The 20785-nt window shown below is 67.0% G+C and carries 19 protein-coding genes; 10 read left to right on the plus strand and 9 right to left on the minus strand.

The window, feature by feature from the left end:
- Nucleotides 1–66: 66 nt before the first annotated feature.
- The 5 genes from G4Z14_RS13750 to G4Z14_RS13770 form a co-directional block, all read right to left on the minus strand.
- Nucleotides 67–2784: an Rne/Rng family ribonuclease gene (locus G4Z14_RS13750; RefSeq protein ID WP_164626688.1), complete on the minus strand. Its 2718-nt coding sequence runs from the start codon at nucleotides 2782–2784 to the stop codon at nucleotides 67–69.
- A 463-nt stretch (nucleotides 2785–3247) separates the two neighbouring features.
- A complete protein-coding gene (locus G4Z14_RS13755) occupies nucleotides 3248–4576 on the minus strand; it encodes a sigma-54-dependent transcriptional regulator (RefSeq protein WP_164626690.1) in 1329 nt (442 codons plus the stop codon).
- A gap of 10 nt (nucleotides 4577–4586) precedes the next feature.
- Nucleotides 4587–6353, minus strand: a complete 1767-nt coding sequence (locus G4Z14_RS13760) for a sensor histidine kinase (protein ID WP_407703835.1) — start codon at nucleotides 6351–6353, stop codon at nucleotides 4587–4589.
- A gap of 55 nt (nucleotides 6354–6408) precedes the next feature.
- Nucleotides 6409–7077 carry a phosphoribosylformylglycinamidine synthase subunit PurQ gene (gene purQ / locus G4Z14_RS13765; protein WP_164626694.1) on the minus strand — a complete coding sequence of 223 codons (669 nt, stop codon included), beginning with the start codon at nucleotides 7075–7077 and terminating at the stop codon, nucleotides 6409–6411.
- 188 nt (nucleotides 7078–7265) lie between these two features.
- Complete coding sequence (locus G4Z14_RS13770; protein WP_164626697.1) at nucleotides 7266–8303, minus strand: zinc-binding dehydrogenase; 1038 nt, start codon at nucleotides 8301–8303, stop codon at nucleotides 7266–7268.
- Nucleotides 8304–8537: 234 nt separating this feature from the next.
- On the opposite strand from G4Z14_RS13770, the gene G4Z14_RS13775 reads away from it, so the two are divergent.
- Nucleotides 8538–9563, plus strand: coding sequence for a Hint domain-containing protein (locus G4Z14_RS13775; RefSeq protein ID WP_164626699.1), 1026 nt, complete (start codon nucleotides 8538–8540; stop codon nucleotides 9561–9563).
- 47 nt (nucleotides 9564–9610) lie between these two features.
- On the opposite strand, the gene purS is transcribed toward G4Z14_RS13775, so the two are convergent.
- Nucleotides 9611–9850: a phosphoribosylformylglycinamidine synthase subunit PurS gene (gene purS, locus G4Z14_RS13780; RefSeq protein ID WP_164626701.1), complete on the minus strand. Its 240-nt coding sequence runs from the start codon at nucleotides 9848–9850 to the stop codon at nucleotides 9611–9613.
- Nucleotides 9851–9916: 66 nt separating this feature from the next.
- Entirely contained in the window at nucleotides 9917–10678 is a 762-nt protein-coding gene (locus tag G4Z14_RS13785; protein WP_164626703.1) for a phosphoribosylaminoimidazolesuccinocarboxamide synthase, read from the minus strand.
- Between the two features lie 173 nt (nucleotides 10679–10851).
- Here G4Z14_RS13785 and G4Z14_RS13790 point away from each other — a divergent pair, with 173 nt between their 5' ends.
- From G4Z14_RS13790 to bmt, 3 genes are all read left to right on the plus strand, one after another.
- Entirely contained in the window at nucleotides 10852–11166 is a 315-nt protein-coding gene (locus G4Z14_RS13790) for a DUF1476 domain-containing protein (protein WP_164626704.1), read from the plus strand.
- A 167-nt stretch (nucleotides 11167–11333) separates the two neighbouring features.
- Nucleotides 11334–13301: a phosphatidylglycerol lysyltransferase domain-containing protein gene (locus tag G4Z14_RS13795; protein ID WP_164626706.1), complete on the plus strand. Its 1968-nt coding sequence runs from the start codon at nucleotides 11334–11336 to the stop codon at nucleotides 13299–13301.
- 15 nt (nucleotides 13302–13316) lie between these two features.
- On the plus strand, nucleotides 13317–14330 hold the full coding sequence (bmt, locus tag G4Z14_RS13800) for a betaine--homocysteine S-methyltransferase (RefSeq protein ID WP_164626708.1): 1014 nt from the start codon (nucleotides 13317–13319) through the stop codon (nucleotides 14328–14330).
- Nucleotides 14331–14338: 8 nt separating this feature from the next.
- On the opposite strand, the gene G4Z14_RS13805 is transcribed toward bmt, so the two are convergent.
- On the minus strand, nucleotides 14339–15169 hold the full coding sequence (locus G4Z14_RS13805; protein ID WP_164626710.1) for a LysR family transcriptional regulator: 831 nt from the start codon (nucleotides 15167–15169) through the stop codon (nucleotides 14339–14341).
- Between the two features lie 103 nt (nucleotides 15170–15272).
- Between G4Z14_RS13805 and G4Z14_RS13810 the strand changes: the two genes are divergently transcribed.
- Nucleotides 15273–16055 carry a HalD/BesD family halogenase gene (locus tag G4Z14_RS13810; RefSeq protein ID WP_164626712.1) on the plus strand — a complete coding sequence of 261 codons (783 nt, stop codon included), beginning with the start codon at nucleotides 15273–15275 and terminating at the stop codon, nucleotides 16053–16055.
- Nucleotides 16056–16129: 74 nt separating this feature from the next.
- On the opposite strand, the gene G4Z14_RS13815 is transcribed toward G4Z14_RS13810, so the two are convergent.
- Nucleotides 16130–17218 (minus strand): PA0069 family radical SAM protein, encoded by a 1089-nt coding sequence (locus G4Z14_RS13815; RefSeq protein WP_164626714.1) that lies wholly within the window; start codon nucleotides 17216–17218, stop codon nucleotides 16130–16132.
- A gap of 152 nt (nucleotides 17219–17370) precedes the next feature.
- Here G4Z14_RS13815 and G4Z14_RS13820 point away from each other — a divergent pair, with 152 nt between their 5' ends.
- From G4Z14_RS13820 to G4Z14_RS13840, 5 genes are all read left to right on the plus strand, one after another.
- Complete coding sequence (locus tag G4Z14_RS13820; RefSeq protein WP_164626716.1) at nucleotides 17371–18066, plus strand: corrinoid protein; 696 nt, start codon at nucleotides 17371–17373, stop codon at nucleotides 18064–18066.
- 122 nt (nucleotides 18067–18188) lie between these two features.
- Complete coding sequence (locus G4Z14_RS13825) at nucleotides 18189–18344, plus strand: hypothetical protein (protein WP_164626718.1); 156 nt, start codon at nucleotides 18189–18191, stop codon at nucleotides 18342–18344.
- Nucleotides 18335–18988, plus strand: coding sequence for a DUF1638 domain-containing protein (locus tag G4Z14_RS13830; RefSeq protein WP_164626720.1), 654 nt, complete (start codon nucleotides 18335–18337; stop codon nucleotides 18986–18988). Before G4Z14_RS13825 ends, G4Z14_RS13830 begins: the two co-directional genes overlap by 10 nt.
- A 9-nt stretch (nucleotides 18989–18997) precedes the next feature.
- Entirely contained in the window at nucleotides 18998–20383 is a 1386-nt protein-coding gene (locus G4Z14_RS13835; protein ID WP_164626722.1) for an FAD-binding oxidoreductase, read from the plus strand.
- Nucleotides 20383–20763 (plus strand): YybH family protein, encoded by a 381-nt coding sequence (locus G4Z14_RS13840; protein ID WP_164626724.1) that lies wholly within the window; start codon nucleotides 20383–20385, stop codon nucleotides 20761–20763. Before G4Z14_RS13835 ends, G4Z14_RS13840 begins: the two co-directional genes overlap by 1 nt.
- Nucleotides 20764–20785 lie beyond the last annotated feature (22 nt).

Consider the following 20785-nt stretch of genomic DNA (forward strand, 5'->3'; position numbering starts at 1 on the left):
AACCTCCGCCAGCGAAAAGGGCGGCAGGTTTCCCCGCCGCCCCATCCTGATTTCACTGGCCCGATCTCACCGACCGAGCGACCACCAGCCCTTTTTCTTGGCCTTGGGCGGGCCATCCTCCGCCGGCGGCTCACCCGCGGTGTCTGCCGTGGCGGGCTTGTCCTCGGGATCGGGCAGCAGCGCCGCGGTCGGGGCGGGCTCGTTCAGGATCGGATCGGCGGGAAAGGTTTCTGCCGTCTGGGCCGGTGCGTCCGCTTCCGCCACAGTTGCCGCCGCCTCGGCCTTGGGCTTGGCGCGGCTGCGGCTGGCCTTCGGCTTCGGCGCTTCGGCCTCTGCCGCGGCGGCCGGAGCGGCCTCCTCGGCGGCAACCGGGGCTTCGGCCTTGGGCTTGGCCGTGCGGCTGCGCGGTTTCGGCGCGGCCTTGGCGGGTGCCGTCGCCTCGGGCTCGACCGGCGCTTCTGCGGCAGGCGCGGCCGCGACCTTGGCCGGCTTGGCCTTGGACACCGCCGGTTTGCGGCTGCGCGTCACGGTGCGCTTGGCAGGAGCCTCGGACGTTTCCGCGTCCGTGGGGGCTTCGACCGGGGCGGCGGCCGTCACCTCTGCCGGAGCGGCTTCGGCGGCGACTTCGGCCTCGTCGGCCTCGTCATCTTCGTCGTCCTCGTCTCCGGCGTCGTCGGCGCCCTGCCCGGTCGCGGACATCGCCTCGCCCGGAGCGCCGCCCGGCTTGCGCCGACGCCGCCGACGCCGACGCTTGCGCGTCGCGCCACCGGCCTCGGCCGCCTCGGCTGCCGGGGTCGCTTCGACCGTGGTCTCCTCCTCGGCCTCGTCGGCCAGATCTTCCTCGACGAAATCATCCTCCGGCTCATCCACCGGGGCGCCCATCAGACCGGCATGGCCCGAGATCACCGGGCTGGTTTCCGGCACGACACGGGTCGCGGTCTTGAACTTTTCGATGGCGTAATCGGGGCTGATCAGCGCCGGATCGGCCTCGATCCGCACCGACATGCCATAGCGCGCCTCGATCAGCGCGATATGCTCGCGCTTCTGGTTGAACAGGAAGTTCACAATCCCGATCGGCGCCTTCAGCAGCACCTCTTTCGACCGCTTGCGCGTGCCTTCCTCTTCCAGCGCGCGCAGCACCTGCAGCGCCATGCTGTCGTCCGAGCGGATAAGGCCGGTGCCATGGCAATGCGGGCAGGGCTGGGTGGTGCTTTCCAGCATGCCGGGGCGCAGGCGCTGGCGGCTCATCTCCATCAGGCCAAAGCCCGAAATCCGGCCGACCTGAATCCGGGCGCGGTCGGTCTTCAGCTTGTCCTTCAGGCGCTTCTCGACGGCGGCGTTGTTGCGCCGCTCTTCCATGTCGATGAAGTCGATGACGATCAGGCCGGCAAGGTCGCGCAGGCGAAGCTGACGCGCGACCTCGTCACAGGCTTCAAGGTTGGTCTTGAGCGCGGTATCCTCGATCGAGCCTTCCTTGGTCGCCCGGCCCGAGTTCACGTCGATCGCCACAAGCGCCTCGGTCACGCCGATCACGATGTAGCCGCCGGATTTCAGCTGCACCACCGGGTTGAACATGCCGCCGAGATAGCCTTCGACCTGATAGCGGGCGAAGAGCGGGGTCTGGTCGGCATAGCGCTGCACCTGCCGGGCGTGGCTGGGCATGATCATCCGCATGAAGTCCTTGGCGGTACGATAGCCTGCCTCGCCCTCGACCAGCACTTCCTCGATTTCCTTGGAATACAGGTCGCGGATCGACCGCTTGATGAGGTCGCCCTCTTCATAGATCGGCGCGGGGGCGATGGATTTCAGCGTCAACTCGCGGATCTGTTCCCAAAGCCGCATCAGGTATTCGTAATCGCGCTTGATTTCCGGCTTGGTGCGCTTGGCGCCCGCAGTGCGGATGATGAGACCCGCGCCTTCCGGCACCTCGATCTCCTGTGCGATTTCCTTCAGCTTCTTGCGGTCGGCGGCCTGGGTGATCTTGCGCGAAATGCCGCCACCGCGGGCGGTGTTCGGCATCAGCACGCAGTACCGACCCGCGAGCGACAGATAGGTGGTCAGCGCCGCGCCCTTGTTGCCGCGCTCTTCCTTGACCACCTGCACCAGCATGATCTGGCGCACCTTGATGACTTCCTGGATCTTGTAGCGCCGGGCGCGCGGGCGGCGCGGCGCGGCGATTTCCTCGGCCACGTCCTCTTCGGCGATGGATTCGATGTCGTCATCGGTGTCGGAGGCATGGTCGATGGCGTGATAGGCATGGTCGCCGCCACCGGTCTCTTCGGCCGGTTCGCGCGGGGCCGGCGCGTCGGAGCCGGCTGCGGTTTCCGGCATCGCGGCTTCCAGCGCCTCGTCCTCGCCCAGATCGACCACGTCCATGGCCGAAATCTCGGCGGTCTTCACCTCGTCCCCGGCAGCGGCCTTTTCGGCGCGCGGCGCAGGTTTCGGGCCACGGCGCGGTCGCGAGCGACGGTTTTCCTCTTCTTCCTCGGCGCGATTGAAGGCGCGTTCTTCTTCCAGCAGCGCTTTGCGGTCGGCCACCGGGATCTGGTAATAATCCGGGTGAATCTCGGCAAAGGCGAGGAAGCCGTGCCGGTTGCCGCCGTAATCGACGAAGGCCGCCTGAAGCGAAGGCTCCACGCGGGTCACTTTGGCGAGGTAGATGTTTCCGGCAAGCTGGCGCTTGTTTACGGTTTCAAAGTCAAATTCTTCGACCTTGTTGCCGTCCACCACGACCACGCGGGTTTCTTCCGCATGGGTGGCGTCGATAAGCATTTTCTTAGACATATCAATCCATTGCGCCCGTTGCGCACAAGGTCCACCGGCGGGCCGGCGGGCTGGTCATACGGGTCAGGGCGGCTTGTTCGGGCGGGCGCACGCAAAGCAGACCGGCGGGATGTGCCCTTTGGGCACTCCTCGCCTGTCAATGCAATCACAGCGCGCGTCATCGCGGTTCACGTCTGAGCGGCCTATGCAGCCGCCCACCTATATTAGCCCGGTCTGCCCTTGCAAAAACAAAGGCTTACGGACAATTTCGCGGCCAATCGGGCCGATCCGACCGCCCGTCCCTTGCGGCGCATATGTGGCGCCAGCGCAGGTTGGGCAGAGAATTTCGCCGGGGCAGGACGCCCCTTATGGCCAAACTAGCGGCAAAGGCCGGGGGATTACAACGGATTTCTGACAGTCAGGGCCTGCGCAGACGGTCCCTGTCGCCCCCGAAGAGCCGCGCAGCGCGCGATGAGGCCCCGCCTCAGGTGTAATCCTGCCGCTGCAGCCCGTATTTCGCCATCTTCTCGTTCAGCGTCCGGCGCGGCAGGCACAGCTCGTCCATCACTGCGGTGATCGAGCCCTTGTGCCGCCGCATGGTGTTGTCGATCAGCATTTTCTCGAAGCTTTCAACATATTCCTTCAAGGGCTTGCCCTCGGTCGTCATCGCCGGACCGGAGGCCTCGTTGTCGGCCATCAGCAGGCTGGCGATCGAGCCGGAGCCGCGCCGGTTCTGCAACACCGCGCGTTCGGCGATGTTCACCAACTGGCGCACATTGCCCGGCCATGGCGCCTGCAGAAGCTGCGCCGCCTCCTGCGCCGTCACCTGCGGCGCGTCGCAGCCGTATTCCTCGGCAAAGGCCTCGGAGGCGCGGGCAAAGAGCGTCAGGATATCCTCGCCCCGCGCCCGAAGCGGCGGGCAGATGATGGTCATGGCACCCAGACGGTAGAACAGGTCGGGCCGCAGCGCGTCTTCCAGCGTCTTGTCCGGCGCGTGTTCGTTGCAGATCGCGATGATGCGCGTCTCGGGCGGGGTGGACTGGTCGTTGATCAGCGTCAGGAGCCGCGACTGCAGGGCGTGGCTCAGCGCCTCGATGTCCTCAAGGCAGAGCGTGCCGCTGCGCGCCTCCTCGACCAAGGGCAGGTTGCCGTCTTCGGACGGGCCGAACAGCTTGGCCGCCAATTGCTCCTCGCCCCAGGCGGCGCAAGAGACGGAAACGAATTTCTTCGACGCCCGTGGCCCCACCGCATGCAGCGCATGGGCCACCAGCGTCTTGCCGGTGCCGGTTTCACCGTCGATCAGCACATGGCTGTCGGCCTGACCGAGATCAAGGATGTCCTCGCGCAGCCGCTCCAGCGCCGGGCTGGCGCCGATCAGCTTCTTCATGATGGTCGAGCCGTCCGACAGTTCCTTGCGCAAGGCGCGGTTGTCCAGCGTCAGCCGGCGGGCCTGCGTGGCCTTCTTGGCCAGTTCCGTCATGCGGTCGGGGTTGAACGGCTTTTCCAGAAAGTCGAAGGCCCCGACCCGCATCGCCTCCACCGCCATCGGCACATCGCCGTGGCCGGTGATCATGATGACCGGCAGGCCGGAATCCATCCCCATCAGGCGCTTGAGAAACGCCATGCCATCCATGCCCGGCATCTTGATGTCGCTGACCACGACGCCGGCAAACTCCGGCCCGATCACCTTCAGCGCCTCCTCGGCGCTGGCATAGGTTTCGGTGTCAAAGCCCGACAGCGCCAGCCACTGGCTGATCGAGGCCCGCATGTCCGCCTCGTCATCGACGATCGCCACTTTCATTGCCCGTGCCATGCTGCCCTCTTCATTCTGCTGCTTTCTGTTCGCCGCCAGACGCCATCTTCAGCACTGGCAGCTGAACTTCAAACACCGCCCCGCCACCATCGACGTTATGAGCGGTCAACCGCCCACCAAGGTCGGTGACGATGCCGGATGAGATCGCAAGGCCAAGCCCCACGCCCTCGCCGGGTTTCTTCGTGGTATAGAACGGCTCGAAGACCGAGCTGATGTCGGCAATCCCATGGCCGTTGTCGCGCACCGAAAGGGTGGCCACATCGCCCGCTGTCATCAGGATGTCGATCTGCGGCCTGGTCACGTCCTTGGTGGCATCCAGCGCATTGCGGAACAGGTTGATGATGACCTGCTCCAGCCGCACCCGATCGGCCATGACCATCACTTTCTGGCGCGGCAGCGTGCGGGTGATCTGCACCACGCGCTGCTTCAGTTGCGGCTCCATCATTGCAAGGGCCGAGGACAGGCAGGCGCGCAGGTCCACCGGCTCGAACGCCTCGCCGCCCTTGCGGGCATAGGATTTCAGCTGCCGCGTGATTGCGCCCATCCGGTCGATCAGGTCGTCGATGCGCTGGAATGACGACAGCGCCTCATCCGGGCGCTTGCGCTGCAACAACAGCCGCGCGCCGGCGAGATAGGTCTTCATCGCGGCAAGCGGCTGGTTCAGCTCATGGCTGACCGCCGCCGACATCTCGCCCAGCGCCGCCAGCTTCGACGACTGCGCCAGAGTAAGCTCGGCCACCTCAAGGTTCTTCTGTACCTTCTCGCGTTCGGCGATCTCGCGCGACAGCCGGGCGTTCAAAAGCCGCAGCTCGGCCGATTCCCGTTGCAGGCTTTGCGATTGCGACCAGGCCCGGCGCGACAGCATGTAGAAGGTCAGGGCCGCCAGAATGGCGAAACCCATGATTTCCAGCGCGATGACGCCATTCACCCGCTCGCGCACGGAATCATAGGCGGTGAAGGCCACCATCCGCCAGCCGCGGAACGCCACCCGCGCCTCGGTGCGCAACACTGCCTCGCCAGACACATAGGCGTCGGGCGGGTTCTGCGCCCAGTCCGCCGCGCCCTTCAGCGCCCGGCCGAAGGCCGAGGTTTCCTCGGCGCTGGTCATCGCCTCATCGAGGGGCTTGCCGCGCCAGGAAGGTTCGGTCGCCAGCAGCACCGTGCCGGTGCTGTCGGCCACGATCACCGCATCCTGCAACCCCGCCCAGGCGCGCTCGTGCTTCATCAGATCGGCGCCGACGACGATCACGCCCAGCGCCCGGCCCTCGGCGAAGATCTGCCGCGAATAGGTATAGTCATGGCCGCCCCCCGCGCGCGGCGCGACCGAGAACACCGTCTCGCGGCTGCGCATCGCGTCAACGAAATAAGGGCTGGCGCGGTGACTGGTGCCCAGAAGATTGCGGTTGGTCGCACCGACCGCGCGACCGTCCTCGTCCAGAAGCAGGATCGAGGCCACCCCGATCTCGCCCTGCACCTTGATGAGCCTCAGCGTGGTATCGGCAAACTTGCCGTTGACCAGGGCATCGCGGATCGTCGGATCATCGACCAGCAGCAGCGGCACGACCGAGGTGCGCTGCAACTCGGACAGCATGTTGCCGGAATACAGCGCCAGCCGCAGCTCGGCCCGGTTGCGGGTGGTTTCGGTAAAGCGCTCGGAGAGCCATCGGTTGGTGACCAGCACCACGCCGACCGCCAGCAGGATCAGGAGCGCCCCCACCAGACGCACGCGCCACGACCCGCCGTAAGGCGCGTCAGACAGGCTGTCGGGATCTGGCATATCGCTCATGGGGCAAATCTAGGCCCCGGGGCGGCGGGCCTCAAGCATCTGGCGCTCAGGCCAGCGCCATACCGCCCATCAATCCGGCAAACAGCCCGGCCCCGTCATTGCCGCCCAAGAGCGGGTCATTGGCGCGCTCGGGGTGCGGCATCATGCCAAGGACGCGGCGGTTTTCCGACAGCACGCCTGCAATGTCGTCCATCGAGCCATTGGGGTTCTGGCCATAGGTGAAGGCGATGCGGTCCTCGCCGCGCAGGCGCTGCAGGCCTTCGGCGTCGATGGTGTAATTGCCGTCATGATGGGCAATCGGGATCATCAGCGACTGGCCCCTGGCATAGGCTTGGGTAAAGGCGCTGGCGGTGGTGGCCACCTTCAGCTCCACCGTCTTGCAGTTGAACGTCAGCCCGGCGTTGCGCATCAGCGCGCCGGGCAGGAGCCGCATCTCGGTCAGCACCTGAAAGCCGTTGCAGATGCCCAGCACATAGCCGCCGCGCGCGGCATGGGCCTGCACCGCCGCCGCAATCGGCGACTGCGCGGCAATCGCACCGCAGCGCAGATAGTCGCCAAAGGAAAACCCGCCCGGCACGCCCACCACATCGGTGCCGGCCGGCAAGGCGCTGTCCTTGTGCCAGACCCGCGCCACCTCGAAGCCGGCGCGCTCGAACGCCACGGCCAGATCGCGGTCACAGTTGGAACCGGGGAAGGTGACGACAGCGGCTTTCATGGCCTTGGCCTCCGGGACAAAAGGGGATGGCCGCCCCATAGCGCAAAGCCCCCGAGGCTTCCACCCCTTTTGGCCTTTCATACTGGCAAAAATATCCATGCGGCGCCAGCGGCGCGCTCCGGCGCCCCAAATCTGTCGCGGGCGGAATTTGGCATAAATTCCGGTCCAATTTCCGCGCCGGAAATCGGCTAGCCGGCAAAGTCGGTGATGACCGCCACGCCGGGCGGCATCGGCCCGTCGAAGGCCCGCAATTCCGCCGTTGCGTCCGACAGGGCCACCTGCCGCGCCACGATCGGCCTGACATCGACCCGCCCCATCTCGATCAGCGTCAGAAGCGAAGGATAGCGCCAGGACGGCATCCCGCGCGAGCCGTAAAGCGCAAGCTGCTTCATGTAGACCGCGTTCATGTTGATCTGCATGGTCGCGGTATGGCCGACCGGCAGGCCGACCTGCACATGCCGCCCGAGGGGCCGCAGGCATTCGAGCGAGCCATTCGCCGTCGCCTCGATCCCCAAAGCCTCGACGCTGACATGCGCGCCGCCGCCGGTGATCTCGATGATCTGCGCCGCCACATCGCCGCCGCGGGCGTTGACTGCCGCCTCGGCGCCCAGCGACAAGGCATGGTCAAGCCGCTCCTGCACCACATCGACCACGATGACCCGCGCGCCCAGGGCCCGGCCCAGAATCAGCAGCGACAACCCGACGCCGCCGGTGCCATGCACCGCCAGCCATTCGCCCGCCTGCAGAGCCGCGCGGCCTGTCAGCGCATGAAAGGCCGTCGTCACCCGGCAGCCCAGCCCCGCCGCCAGCGCCGGCGTCAGGCTGTCGGGCAGGCGGGCAAGGTTATGGGCATGGGGCGCCGAGACATATTCGGCGTAAGCCCCCGGCTCGCCGAAACCCGGCACGCGCTGCGCCCGGCAGGTGGTGGTGTTGCCCGACTGGCATTCCGGGCATTGCCCGCAGGACAGGATGAAGGGCGCGATCACCCGCTCTCCGACCCGCCATTTCGCCAAAGGTCCGGCCTCGACCACCTCGCCGCAATATTCATGGCCCGGAATGGCACCCGGCTTCACCTTCGGATGTTCGCCCACCCAGCCATGCCAGTCGCTGCGGCAGATGCCGCAGGCCAGCACCTTCAGCACCACGCCATCGGCCTCGCAGACCGGGTCCGCCACCGTCTCGAGCGCAAGATCCTGCCGATAGGCCGTGAGTATCGCTGCCCGCATCTTCCCCGGCGCCCCGCTGCTGCCCGAACCCGCCCCAGAGTTCCGCCAATGCTGCCGGACGGTCTGTTCCGTTTGCGTCAGAATTGCCTGACTTTCACCTTGTTCCTGACATCCCGCCTCCATGGCGCGGACAAGTTGATTCTTATTTTAGGAGTTGTTTTGGGTCGGTTTTCGCGTGGCGCGAGAGGTCGGCAGACCAGCGCCCGAGGCAGATAGGTGAAGGACGATTCCGGAATGGAACTCTCATTTTATGCACGCGGGGATTCCTCGACGGCGAACAACGCCTCGCTGAATGCCATGGGCACCTCAAGCGTGCCGACGACGCTGTTGACCTTCACCAATCAGGACAGCCCGTCGAACGATCTCAAGCTGGACTACAACAACGGCCTGCCGGACCCCGATACCTGGGTTATCGTCAATGGTGTCACCTATACCTTCACAGTCCAGATGACGGCCAATCTGCCGATGTCGAACAAGCTGTCCAATGTGAACGGGATCGACCTGCGCGGCGATCCGGTGACGATCATCACGCTGTCGAACGGCCAGCGCTATTTCTTCGTCACCGACCAGAACCTTGGCCTCGTGACAATGAACGCCTTTCCGAACGGCGCCCATACCCTGACCGGCGTCAGCACCTCGGGGCCGCCGGTGCTGATCTGTTTTGCCACCGGCACGCTGGTCGAGACCCCGCAGGGCCCGCGCCCGGTCGAAAGCCTTGAACCCGGTGAGGCGGTGCTGACGGCCGAGGGCGACGCCCTGCCCGTGCTGTGGCGCGGCGACCGGCGCGTCGGGCTGTTCGAGGCGCTGCGTTGCCCGTCCTCGCGCGCGGTGGTCATTCCCGCTGGCGCCCTTGGTTCGGGCCGCCCGTCGCGCTGCCTGCGGCTGTCACCCAGCCACCGCGTGGTTTTCGGCGGCTGGCAGAGCGAATTGCTGTTCGGCGAGGACAAGGTTCTGGTTCCGGCCGAACACCTGCTGGGTCATGCCGGCATCTACCGCGAGGCCCCCGGAGCAGAGACGGGTTTTCACCATATCCTGCTTGGCGAACATGCGATGGTGCTGGCCGAAGGCGTGGAAAGCGAAAGCCTGCAACCGGGCGACCGGCTGCTTCATGGCGGCGAGCCGGACCAGCTTTATGCGCTGCTCGCCGTGCTGCCCGAAGGCGCAATGGACCGCCCGGACCGCTATCGCAGCCTGAAACACTGGGAAAGCGAGGCCTTGCTCTCCATGACCCTTGGCGCGGAGGCACGCCTGGCCGCCTGAGCGGCGCGGCTCAGGTTAGCCTTGTCTGACGGACCGGGGCCGGCGCGTCAGAGAAGCTCGATGCGGTAGCTTTCGATGACGGTGTTTGCCAGAAGCTTTTCGCACATCGCCTTTACGGTGGCTTCGGCAGCGGCCGTGTCGGTCTCGGCCAGATCCAGCTCGATCACCTTGCCCTGCCGCACGCCATTCACGCCCGCAAAGCCCAGCGTGCCCAGCGCGTGACGCACCGCCTCGCCCTGCACATCCAGAACACCGTTTTTCAGCATGACAGTGACGCGGGCTTTCATGGCATTCCCTCAAGATTGGCGTTGCCGCCCCTTACCCCCACTGCCGCCTAGCGGCAAGGGGGAAGGTCAGTTGATGAGCGTGGGCTTGGTGGTATGGGTGACGTTCGAAGGCAGGACCCCCAGACGCCGCGCAAGCTCGGTGTAGACATCGGCCAGCGGCACGGCGTCGGCCGCCGGCTGGCCCTCGCGCTCGGTCATGGCGCGCAGGTCCCACAGGCGGCAGCTGTCGGGGGTGATCTCGTCGGCCACGATCAGCCGCATGAAATCGCCCTCCCAGATCCGCCCCATCTCCAGCCGGAAATCGGCGAGCCGCACGCCCACCCCCAGCATGACGCCCGACATGAAGTCATTCACCCGCAGCGCCAGCGCCACCATGTCGTCCAGATCCTGCTGGTTGGCCCAGCCGAAGGCGACGATATGTTCTTCGGCCACCATGGGCGAGTTCAGCCGGTCGTCCTTGTAATAGTATTCCACGATCGGGCGCGGCAGGGCCATGCCTTCAGGAATGCCCAGACGCGCCGAAAGTTCGCCCGCGGCAAAGTTTCGCACCACGACTTCCAGCGGGATGATCTCGGCCATGCGCACCATCTGCTCGCGCATGTTCACCCGGCGGATGAAATGCGTCGGCACGCCGATCGCGTTCAGGCCGGACATGAAGAACTCCGACAGACGGTTGTTCAGCACGCCCTTGCCGTCGACCGCCGCGGGTTTCGGCTCTGCCGCAGTCGGGGCGCTGTCATCCTTGAAATACTGGATCAAGGTGCCCGGCTCCGGCCCTTCGTAAAGGATCTTCGCCTTGCCCTCGTAGACCTTTTTCCTGCGCGCCATGCATGCCTCTTGTCCAATGGGCAACGGGGCGGCGAATGCCACCCTGCCCTTTGTCTCGCCTATACGCATTGCCGGCGCCCCATGCAACCCGCCCCGCTTCTTCGGGACTTGAACGCAAGGCCCCGTGCGGGCATATGGGACACAAGCGCAGAATTCACCCGGAGGGCCCGCCCATGACCACATTTGACGACCGCGAACACGCCTTTGAAGCGAAATATGCCCATGATTCGGAAATGCAGTTCCGCGCCGAGGCCCGCCGCAACAAGCTGGTCGGCCTTTGGGCCGCGGGTCTCTTGGGCAAGTCGGGCGACGCGGCCGATGACTATGCGATGAGCGTGGTTTCCGCCGATTTCGAAGAGGCCGGGATCGAGGACGTCGTGCGCAAGGTCGCCGGTGATCTGGCCGGCAAGGCCAGCTCCGAAGATGTGCGCGCCAAGATGGGCGAGCTTCTGGCCGTCGCCAAGGCCCAGTTGCTGGCCGAGTTCTGATCGCCCGACAACGGCTGAACCGCCTTTGCAAGCCGCTCCCGCAGCCCCGGGGGCGGCTTTCGCCTTTGTGCCCCGCACGGGCACGGGGAAATGTCGGGAAAGTTTTATCTGTTAAGGGCAGGGATACTTGCACAGGCCTAGCCTTCCCCGATCTTTCAGGGGGTGGCATGGCCTTTCAACGCTGGGCATTTGGAAATGGGCGTCTGCCGGTCGTGGCGCGCACCGCTGGCCGTGGCGACCGGTTCGGCCCTGCCTTCACCCTGCCCCGGCTGCTGGCCCGCGCCGGCCTGTCGCTGCTGCTGTCCGGCGTATTTGCCTGGCTTCTTGCCGACCGGATGGCGCGGATCGACCTTGCGGCGCTGGCAGCGGCGGTCCGGGCGCTGCATCTGTGGCAATGGCTTCTGGCGCTGGGGTTCACCGGCCTGTCCTTCTGGGCCGTCGGCCAATATGACGGGGTGATCCACCGGCATTTCGCCACGGGGTTGCCGCCGCGGGTGGCGCGGCGGGCGGGAATCGCGGCCATTGCGGTGTCCCAGACGCTCGGGCTCGGACTGATCTCGGGGGCGATCCTGCGCTGGCGGATGTTGCCCGGTCTCAGCCTGTGGCAAGCCACCCGCCTGACTGCGGCCGTCGCCCTGTCCTTCCTTGCCGGATGGGCGGTGGTGACCTCTGCCACGCTGCTTGTGCTGCCCGGTGCCCCGTTCCGGCCGCTGGCGGGTCTGGCCCTTGCGGTCCTGCTCGGCCTTGCCCTGCTGTCTTGCCTCGGCCCGCGCTGGCCCGGCCTGCCGGTCCGCTGGCCAAACGGCTTCGTGCTGTCGCGGCTGGTCGGCCTGTGCGCCATCGACACGCTGGCCGCGGCGCTGGCCTTTCACCTGCTGCTGCCCGTCGGCGCCGATCTGGCCCTGACCGTCCTGCTGCCCGCCTTCCTGCTGGCCTTCGGCGCCGGCCTGACGCTTGGCACCCCCGGCGGCATGGGTGCGTTCGAAGTCACGCTGCTGGCCCTTTTGCCTGTGCAACCGCAACCGGACCTGCTGGTCGCCATCCTGGCCTGGCGCATGGTCTATTACGTCCTGCCGGCACTCGTCGGGGCGGCTCTGGCGGTGGCCGGTCCCGGCCCGGCATCGCCGCCGCCCGCGGGATATCTCCCGCACGCTCCCCAACGCGCCGAAACCGGGCTCAGACATCAGGGCACGCTGGCGCTGGCAGCGATCGGCGAGCAGAGCTGGCTTCTCGGTCGCAGCGGGCACTGCCTGTTCGCGGTCTTCGATCCGGAACCGCACCGCAGGCCTGAGACCATTGATGCCGCCCTGCTGGCTCTCGGGGCGCTTGCCGCCAGCGAAAGCCGGCTTCCTGCCGTCTACAAGGCCAGCGCCCGCACCGCCGCCCGCGCCCGCGCGCTGGGGTTCGCCCCCCGCCGTATCGGCCGGGAGGCGTGGCTGGACCCGGCCAGCGCCGCCCTGTCGGCCCCCGCGCGGTCCGGCCTGCGCCGCAAGCTGCGCCGCGCCGCGGCCGCCGGCGTCACGGTGCGGCAGATGTCATCCGAGACCGCGCCGTGGCGCAACATGGACGACATCGCCGCCCGCTGGGCGCGCGACCATGGTGGCGAGCGCGGCTTTTCCGTGGGTCGCCATGCCCGCGGATACCTTTGCCGGCAACGGCTTTATGTCGCCTGGCAGGCGGGGCATCCCATCGCCTATGCCAGCTTTCACGCCGCAAGCCGGGAATGGACGCTTGACCTGATGCGCCATGGCGCCGACTTGCCGGATGGCACCATGCACAGTCTGGTTCAGGCCGCGATCGAGGACGCCCGGCAACTCGGGATCGCGCGTGTTTCGCTGGCTGCCGTGCCCGAAGCCGCCTTTGGCCCGGGCGGCCGGCTCGGCAGGATTCTGGCCGCGCTTTGCCCGGATCTGGCCGCAACCGGTCTTCTGCGCTTCAAATCCGCCTTCGCGCCGCACTGGTCGCCGCGCTATCTGATCGCGGCGCACCCGGCCGGTCTGCCCCTGACGGCCCTGTCGCTCTGGCGCGCGATCACCCGGCCCCCGCCGCTTGCGCGGGAAATCGAACAGGATCATGCGGATTATGGGTTTGCCACGGCCCCCGGACCGTGGCACATCGCAGAAAGGACCGATTGAGACCCGGAGGATGCCATGGCCCAGGACGCGCTTTCCAAACTGCTTGCCAGCCGTGACTGGCTGATGGCCGATGGCGCCACCGGCACCAACCTGTTCAACATGGGCCTGACCGCGGGCGAGCCGCCCGAGTTCTGGAACGTCGATCACCCCGACCGCATCCGCAGCCTCTACCGCTCGGCGGTCGAGGCCGGGTCGGACATCTTCCTCACCAACACCTTCGGCGGCAACGCCAGCCGGCTGAAGCTGCATGGCGCCCAGGGCCGCGTGCGCGAGTTGAACCGCATCGGCGCCAGCCTTGGCCGCGAGATTGCCGATGCTGCCGGGCGCGCGGTGGTGGTGGCCGGCTCGGTCGGCCCGACCGGCGACATCTTTGAACCGATGGGCACGCTGACCCATGCCGCCGCAGTCGAGATGTTCCACGAACAGGCCGAGGGGCTGAAGGAAGGCGGCGCCGATGTGCTGTGGATCGAGACGATCTCGGCCCCCGAGGAATACCGCGCCGCCGCCGAGGCCGCGAAGCTCGCCGGCATGCCCTGGTGCGGCACCATGAGCTTTGACACCGCGGGCCGCACCATGATGGGCGTCACCTCGGCCGGCATGGTCGAGATGGTGAACGCCATGCCCTACGCACCGATCGCCTTCGGCGCCAATTGCGGCGTCGGCTCGTCCGACCTGATGCGCACCGTGATGGGCTTTGTCGCCGCCGGGGCGACCATTCCGCTGATCGCCAAGGGCAATGCCGGCATTCCGAAGTATCACGACGGCCATATCCATTACGACGGCACGCCGGAGCTGATGGCCGAATACGCGGTTCTGGCGCGCGATGCCGGGGTGCGGATCATCGGCGGCTGCTGCGGCACCATGCCTGAACATCTGAAGGCGATGCACGCGGCGCTGGAAAGCCGGCCGCGCGGCGATGTGCCCGCGCTGGAGGATATCCAGGCCAAGCTGGGGGCATTTTCCTCGGCCTCGGACGGCACGGGCGGCTCAGGCCCTGCCCCGCGCGAACGCCGCGGCCGGCGCGGATAAACCCGCGGTCACGCCCGGCGCAGGTGATCCAGAAGCGCGGCCGTCAGCCGCGCCCGCCGCGTCGCGGGCTTCCAGATCATGACATAGGGCCAGGGCAAGGGCAGCGCCGGCCCCGGCAGGCGGGCGATCAACCCTGCCCGCAGATCGGCCTCGGCCAGATGCGCGGGCACCAGCGCCGCGCCCAGACCCGCCCGCGCCGCCGCCAGCGCCAGCGCCGTCTGCCCGAGGCGCAGGCCCTGCCCCGGCGCCTCGCCCAGCTCCGCCGCATGATACCAGCGCCCCCAGGACGGCGCCGCGGCATGCGACGGGCCCCAGTCGGTGTGGACAAGGCTTTCCCGCCCCATCCCCGGCGCGGCAACCGCGATGATCTCGTCGACAAACAACGTCTCCACCCGGTGATCGGGGTAGAAATGCGCGCCATAGGTCAGCCGCACCGCCGCACCCGACAGGTCCACCGGATCATCCTCGACCCGCAGGTCAAGATCGCCCAGCCGGTCAAAGCCGGCCAGCCGCGGCACCAGCCAGTGATCGGCCAGCGACGGCAGGCAGGACAGGACCATGCGGGCCGGCCCGGACTCCTGCCCCAGATCCTGCGCCAGACCCGCCAGTTCGGCAAAGGCGAGATCCACCCGCAGCTGGATCGCACGGCCGGCGTCGGTCAACGTCAGCCGGTTGCCCTGCCGCAGGAATACCTCCTTGCCGAAATGCGCCTCCAGCGCACGGACCTGCAGCGACACCGCCGCCGGCGTCACCCCAAGCTCTGCGCCGGCACGGGTGAAAGAACCATGTCTTGCGGCCGTTTCAAAGGCGCGAAGCGCAGTCAGCGGCGGCAGGGCCATGGCTTTCCTTCAGTTATTCTTGTGATAGCCTATAATTTCTCTCATTGCGCGGCGAGCGAAATCTTCCAAGATCGACCAGACCGCAGCCAACAGGAGCGCCCCCATGCAGGACATCATCGACCTTGACGCCTATCCTCTGGACAAGCCCGGCACGCAGGCCCATGCCGCGCTTGTCGCCCGCTGCCGCCGCGCTTTGACCCGCGACGGCATGTTCGATCTGGCGGGCTTCCTGAAACCGCAGGCGCTGGCGCAGGCGCTGGACGAGGTTGCCGCCCGGCAGGATCAGGCCTTCACCCACGCCCGCGACCACAACATCTATTTCCGCAAGGATATCCCGGGGCTGGCCTCCGACCACCCCGCACTGAAGCCCTTCCGCACTGTCAACCATACGCTCTGCGCCGACCAGCTGGGCGGTGTGCTGCAGCGGCTGTACGACTGGCCCGCCTTTGCCGCGTTCCTGGCCGCAACCATGGAAAAGCCCGCGCTTTACACCATGGACGACCCGCTCGCCCGGCTGAACGTGATGACCTATCGCCGGGGCGAGGCGCTGAACTGGCACTTCGACCGCTCGGAATTCACCACGACCATCTTGCTGCAAGCCCCCGATCAGGGCGGGCTGTTCGAATACCGCACCGACCTGCGCTCCGAGAGCGATCCGAACTACGACGGCGTGGCGCGGATGCTGGCCGGGCAAGACCCCGAGGTGCAGCGGGTCAAGCTGGTGGCGGGCGGGCTGAACGTGTTCCGCGGCCGCAACACCGCCCACCGTGTCACCCCGGTCGAGGGCGAAACCGCCCGGCGCATCGCGGTGTTTTCCTTCTACGACCGCCCCGGCGTGCGGATGACCGAGGACGAGCAGAAGGGGTTCTACGGACGCGCTGCATGAGCGCCCACGGAATTTTGCAAATTCCGGGCCGGAAAATGCAGATTTTCCGGCCCGATTTCTGGCAGGAAATCGCTTCAGAACAGCGACAGCTGATCCCCGGTCCGGGCCGGAGGGCAGAACAGATCACAGCGCAGCGCCGGCATCCGCGTTGCCAGACCCAGCCGCGCCACCGCCTTGGCAAAACGCTGTTTCAGCAGATCGGCCCAGATCCCCTCGCCCGTCATCCGACGCCCGAAGGCCGGGTCATAATCCTGCCCGCCATGCATCTCGCGCACGCGGCCCATGACCTTGGCGGCCCGGTCCGGGCAATGCGCGGCCAGCCAGTCCTGAAACAGCCCGGACACCTCGCGCGGCAGGCGCAGCGCGATGTAGCTTGCCGCCACCGCCCCGGCGTCGCGTGCGGCCTCAAGGATCGGCTCCAGCTCGTGATCGGTCAGCCCCGGCACCACGGGCGCCACCATGGCCCGCACCGCAATGCCGGCTTCGCCCAGCCGACGGATGGTCGCCAGCCGCCGGGCAGGCGCGGGGCAGCGCGGCTCCATCGCTCGCGCCAGCCCGGGGTCGAGCGTCGTGACCGAAATCCCGACGCGCAAGAGCCCCGCCGCGGCCATCGGGGCGAGAAGGTCGATGTCGCGTTCGATCAGCGTGCCTTTCGTGGTGATCGCAACCGGGTGGCGATGCGCCCAAAGCACCTCCAGCACGTCGCGCATCACCCGATGCGTCGCCTCCAGCGGCTGATAGGGGTCGGTGTTGGTGCCGATCGCCACCGTCGCCACCTTGTAGCCTTTCGCCCTGAGTTCGCGCTCCAACGCCGCGGCGATGCCCGGCCGCGCCACCAGCCGCGTTTCGAAATCCAGTCCCGGCGACAGGTTCAGGAAGGCGTGGCTTGGCCGGGCAAAGCAATAGACGCAGCCATGCTCACAGCCGCGGTAGGGGTTGATCGAACGGTCAAAGGGCAGATCGGGCGAGCGGTTCCACGCCAGCGCCGAGCGGGCGCGTTCCAGCCGCACCTCGGTTGCGACCAGCCGGTCGGTTTCCGGCAGGTCCCAGCCATCGTCAAAGGCGACATGGACCGCGGCCTCGAACCGCCCCGCGGTGTTCGACGCCGCCCCGCGCGCCCGCAGGCGCTGGCCTTGTTTCAGGGTTTCATGCCGGGTTTCCATGGCGAAAATCTAGAACATAACAGGAACAAAGGGAATCACTTTCTGCGACCTTTCGGCTTGCTGTCGGCTTTCGCTTGGGGCATGTCGGAAAACGCAAAGTGCAGAGCCGCCTTTCACAGCATCACGGCCCCAAAGCCCCGAAGGAGCGCATCATGTCCGACGACGAAATCATTCTCTCTGAACTCAATGACGAAGAGCTTGTCCTGCAGATGCATGACGATCTCTACGATGGTCTGAAGGAAGAGATCGAACAGGGTGTGAACATCCTGATCGAGCGCGGCTGGACGCCCTATGATGTCCTGACCAAGGCGCTGGTGGCCGGCATGACCATCGTCGGCGCCGATTTCCGCGACGGCATCCTGTTCGTTCCCGAAGTGCTCTTGGCCGCCAATGCGATGAAGGCCGGGATGCACATCCTCAAGCCGCTGCTGGCCGAAACCGGCGCACCGCGCATGGGCAAGATGGTGATCGGCACCGTCAAGGGCGACATCCACGACATCGGCAAGAACCTTGTCGCCATGATGATGGAAGGCGCCGGGTTCGAGGTGCTGGATCTGGGCATCAACAACAGCGTCGAGAAATACATCGAGGCGCTGGAAACCGAAAAGCCCGATATCCTTGGCATGTCGGCGCTGCTGACCACCACCATGCCCTACATGAAGGTCGTGATCGACACGATGAAGGAAAAGGGCCTGCGCGAGGATTACATCGTTCTGGTCGGCGGTGCGCCGCTGAACGAAGAATTCGGCAAGGCCATCGGGGCTGACGCCTATTGCCGCGACGCCGCCGTGGCGGTCGAGACCGCCAAGACCTGGGTGGCGCGCAAGCACAACCAGCTCAGCGCCTGATCGCCCTGACCTGATCTTCGAAACCCCGGGCCCTTGCGCCCGGGGTTTTGCTTTGCGCCCCGCCGCTTTGCCCCTTGGCTTTCCCCGCCCTGCCCCCCACATTGACGGGAAAGGAGTCTCCCATGCCCCTGCCGCATTTCCTTGCCCTGATCCTTGCCGTGATCGTCGCCGCCGGGCTGACGATCTGGGCGGCCTCGGGTCTTGGGCTGTCGATGGGCGTCATGGCGCTGCTGGCGCTTATGGCCGCCCTTGCCATCCGGGCCTTCGCATGGCCGTGACGCTGCCCGACGACGCCACGCTCACCGAGCGGGGTCTGCAAGGCGCGGGGAGCGGCAAGGTTCTCCTGATCGCCTGCGGCGCCCTCGCGCATGAGGTGGTGGCGCTGAAGCGGCTGAACGGCTGGACGCATCTTGACCTGCAATGCCTGCCGGCCAAGCTTCACCTCTACCCCGACCAGATCACCGCCGAAGTGGCCCGCACCGTTGCGGAAAAGCGCGGCGACTACGGGCAGATCTTCATCCTTTATGCCGATTGCGGCACCGGCGGCCTCTTGCAGGACAAATGCCGCGAGCTGGGCGTCGAGATGCTGGCCGGCCCGCATTGCTATTCGTTCTTCGAAGGCAACGCCGCCTTTGCCGCGCATGAGGACGAGATTTCCGCCTTCTACCTGACCGACTTCCTGTGCCGCCAGTTCGACGCCTTTGTCTGGCGCCCGATGGGTTTTGACCGCCACCCCGAACTCATTCCGATGATGTTCGGCAATTACACCAAGCTGGTCTATCAGGCCCAGACCGACGATCCGGCACTGGATGCCAAGGCGCAGGATTGCGCGGCGCGGCTGGGGCTGGCCTATGAGCGGCGCTTTACCGGCTATGGCGATCTGGCCAGAGAAATGGCCCGCGTCGCCACGCGCGGGGCCTGAGGCCCACCGATGGCGCTTCCCGATCCGCTTCTGGCCGAGCTCGCCGCGCTTCTCGGTCCCCGGCTTTCGACCGGGGCGGCCGAGCGGGCGCTGCATGCCCAGAGCGAAAGCCACGTCGCCGCCGGCCCGCCCGATGCCGTGGCCTGTCCGCAGACGACCGCCGAGGTTGCCCGCATCGCTGCCCTTTGTGCGGCGCATCGCGTGCCGATCACGCCATGGGGCGCCGGCACCTCGCTGGAAGGGCACGCGCTGGCGGTCCGGGGCGGGCTGACGATGGATTTCCGCGAGATGAACCGGGTGCTGGCGGTGCACCCCGAAGACATGCTCTGTGTCGTGCAACCGGGCCTCACCCGCGAAGAGCTGAACCGCTGGCTGCGCGACACCGGCCTGTTCTTTCCCGTCGATCCCGGCGCGAATGCCTCGCTTGGCGGCATGGCCTCGACCCGGGCCTCCGGCACCACGGCGGTCAGATATGGCACGATGCGCGACAATGTGCTGGGGCTGGAGGTGGTGCTGGCCGGCGGCGAGGTGATCCGCACCGGCACCCGCGCGCCGAAATCCGCGGCAGGTTATGATCTGACTGCGCTTTTCGTCGGAGCCGAGGGCACCTTGGGCCTTGTCACCGAACTCACCCTGCGGCTGCATGGCCAGCCTGAGGCGGTCTCGGCCGCGACCTGCGGCTTTGCCGACATGGCTGCGGCGGTGGATTGCGTGATCGCCACCATCCAGACCGGCCTGCCGATGGCGCGGATCGAGTTTCTCGACCCCGCCACGGTGGCCGCCTGCAACGCCTATTCCGGCGCGGACCTGCCGCTGGCGCCGCAGTTGATGGTGGAATTCCACGGCACGCCGCAGGGCGTGGCCGAACAGGCCGAACGCTTTGGCGCGATTGCGGCGGACCATGGCAGCACCGGCTTTGTCTGGGCGCAGGCGCAGGAGGACCGCAACCGGCTGTGGAAGATGCGGCACAACGCCTACCCTGCCATTCTGGCCAGCCGCCCCGGGGCCACTGCCATCGTCACCGATGTCTGCGTGCCGATCTCGGCCTTGGCGCAGGCGGTCGAGGAAACCCGCGCCGACATCGCCGCCTCGGGCATACCCGGCCCGATCCTTGGCCATGTCGGTGACGGCAATTTCCACGCCATCCTGCTCATCGACCCCGCCGATCCGGCAGAGAAGGATCTGGCCAAGGCGCTGGCCACCCGCATGGCAGAACGCAGCCTGCGGCTGGGCGGCACAATCACCGGCGAACATGGGGTGGGCTTTGGCAAACTGCCGCTGATGGCGGCGGAACATGGTGCAGCCTGGGCGATCATGGGTCATATCAAGCAGGCGCTTGACCCGCATGATCTGATGAACCCCGGCAAACTGGTGCCGCAAGAACAGGTGCGTTGATGACCCCCGAAGATTACACCCGCGCCTTTGCCTATGCCTTTGGCGACCGCGACGCCGATGCGCTCGCCGATCTCCTGACCGAGGACGGCACCGCGCAGACCCTGACCGGCACCTGGGCCGAAGGGCGCGAGGCGGCGCGGCAGGCGTTCGAGGCCGAGGCGGCCGGCATCTTTTCCCGTGCCCGCCTGGTCACGGGCAAGGGCACGGTGCTGCCGCTGGCAGCGGACGTGGCGCTGTTGCGGCAACGCTTCGTGGTGACGGGAGCGATCGAGGAAAGCGGCGCGGAACTGCCGCGCTTTGGCGCGATGCTGGTGGCGCTCTTGCGCAGCGACGGGCTGAACTGGCGGGCGGTCAGCCTGACTTTCACGCTGCTGGCCTGAGCCTGCGCCCCCCTCCTCGGCG

Source organism: Tabrizicola oligotrophica, from assembly GCF_011008935.1.
Taxonomy (GTDB): domain Bacteria; phylum Pseudomonadota; class Alphaproteobacteria; order Rhodobacterales; family Rhodobacteraceae; genus Tabrizicola_A; species Tabrizicola_A oligotrophica.

What these genes read in the sequence shown, in the direction of transcription:
- G4Z14_RS13805 (WP_164626710.1), bottom strand. Translation starts at nt 15,169, where the DNA reads ATGGCCCTGCCGCCGCTGACTGCGCTTCGCGCCTTTGAAACGGCCGCA.
- purQ (WP_164626694.1), bottom strand. Translation starts at nt 7,077, where the DNA reads ATGAAAGCCGCTGTCGTCACCTTCCCCGGTTCCAACTGTGACCGCGAT.
- G4Z14_RS13775 (WP_164626699.1), top strand. Translation starts at nt 8,538, where the DNA reads ATGGAACTCTCATTTTATGCACGCGGGGATTCCTCGACGGCGAACAAC.
- purS (WP_164626701.1), bottom strand. Translation starts at nt 9,850, where the DNA reads ATGAAAGCCCGCGTCACTGTCATGCTGAAAAACGGTGTTCTGGATGTG.
- G4Z14_RS13825 (WP_164626718.1), top strand. Translation starts at nt 18,189, where the DNA reads ATGCCCCTGCCGCATTTCCTTGCCCTGATCCTTGCCGTGATCGTCGCC.
- G4Z14_RS13785 (WP_164626703.1), bottom strand. Translation starts at nt 10,678, where the DNA reads ATGGCGCGCAGGAAAAAGGTCTACGAGGGCAAGGCGAAGATCCTTTAC.
- G4Z14_RS13830 (WP_164626720.1), top strand. Translation starts at nt 18,335, where the DNA reads ATGGCCGTGACGCTGCCCGACGACGCCACGCTCACCGAGCGGGGTCTG.
- G4Z14_RS13770 (WP_164626697.1), bottom strand. Translation starts at nt 8,303, where the DNA reads ATGCGGGCAGCGATACTCACGGCCTATCGGCAGGATCTTGCGCTCGAG.
- G4Z14_RS13840 (WP_164626724.1), top strand. Translation starts at nt 20,383, where the DNA reads ATGACCCCCGAAGATTACACCCGCGCCTTTGCCTATGCCTTTGGCGAC.
- G4Z14_RS13750 (WP_164626688.1), bottom strand. Translation starts at nt 2,784, where the DNA reads ATGTCTAAGAAAATGCTTATCGACGCCACCCATGCGGAAGAAACCCGC.
- G4Z14_RS13760 (WP_407703835.1), bottom strand. Translation starts at nt 6,353, where the DNA reads ATGCCAGATCCCGACAGCCTGTCTGACGCGCCTTACGGCGGGTCGTGG.
- G4Z14_RS13810 (WP_164626712.1), top strand. Translation starts at nt 15,273, where the DNA reads ATGCAGGACATCATCGACCTTGACGCCTATCCTCTGGACAAGCCCGGC.
- G4Z14_RS13755 (WP_164626690.1), bottom strand. Translation starts at nt 4,576, where the DNA reads ATGGCACGGGCAATGAAAGTGGCGATCGTCGATGACGAGGCGGACATG.
- G4Z14_RS13820 (WP_164626716.1), top strand. Translation starts at nt 17,371, where the DNA reads ATGTCCGACGACGAAATCATTCTCTCTGAACTCAATGACGAAGAGCTT.
- G4Z14_RS13790 (WP_164626704.1), top strand. Translation starts at nt 10,852, where the DNA reads ATGACCACATTTGACGACCGCGAACACGCCTTTGAAGCGAAATATGCC.
- bmt (WP_164626708.1), top strand. Translation starts at nt 13,317, where the DNA reads ATGGCCCAGGACGCGCTTTCCAAACTGCTTGCCAGCCGTGACTGGCTG.
- G4Z14_RS13795 (WP_164626706.1), top strand. Translation starts at nt 11,334, where the DNA reads ATGGCCTTTCAACGCTGGGCATTTGGAAATGGGCGTCTGCCGGTCGTG.
- G4Z14_RS13835 (WP_164626722.1), top strand. Translation starts at nt 18,998, where the DNA reads ATGGCGCTTCCCGATCCGCTTCTGGCCGAGCTCGCCGCGCTTCTCGGT.
- G4Z14_RS13815 (WP_164626714.1), bottom strand. Translation starts at nt 17,218, where the DNA reads ATGGAAACCCGGCATGAAACCCTGAAACAAGGCCAGCGCCTGCGGGCG.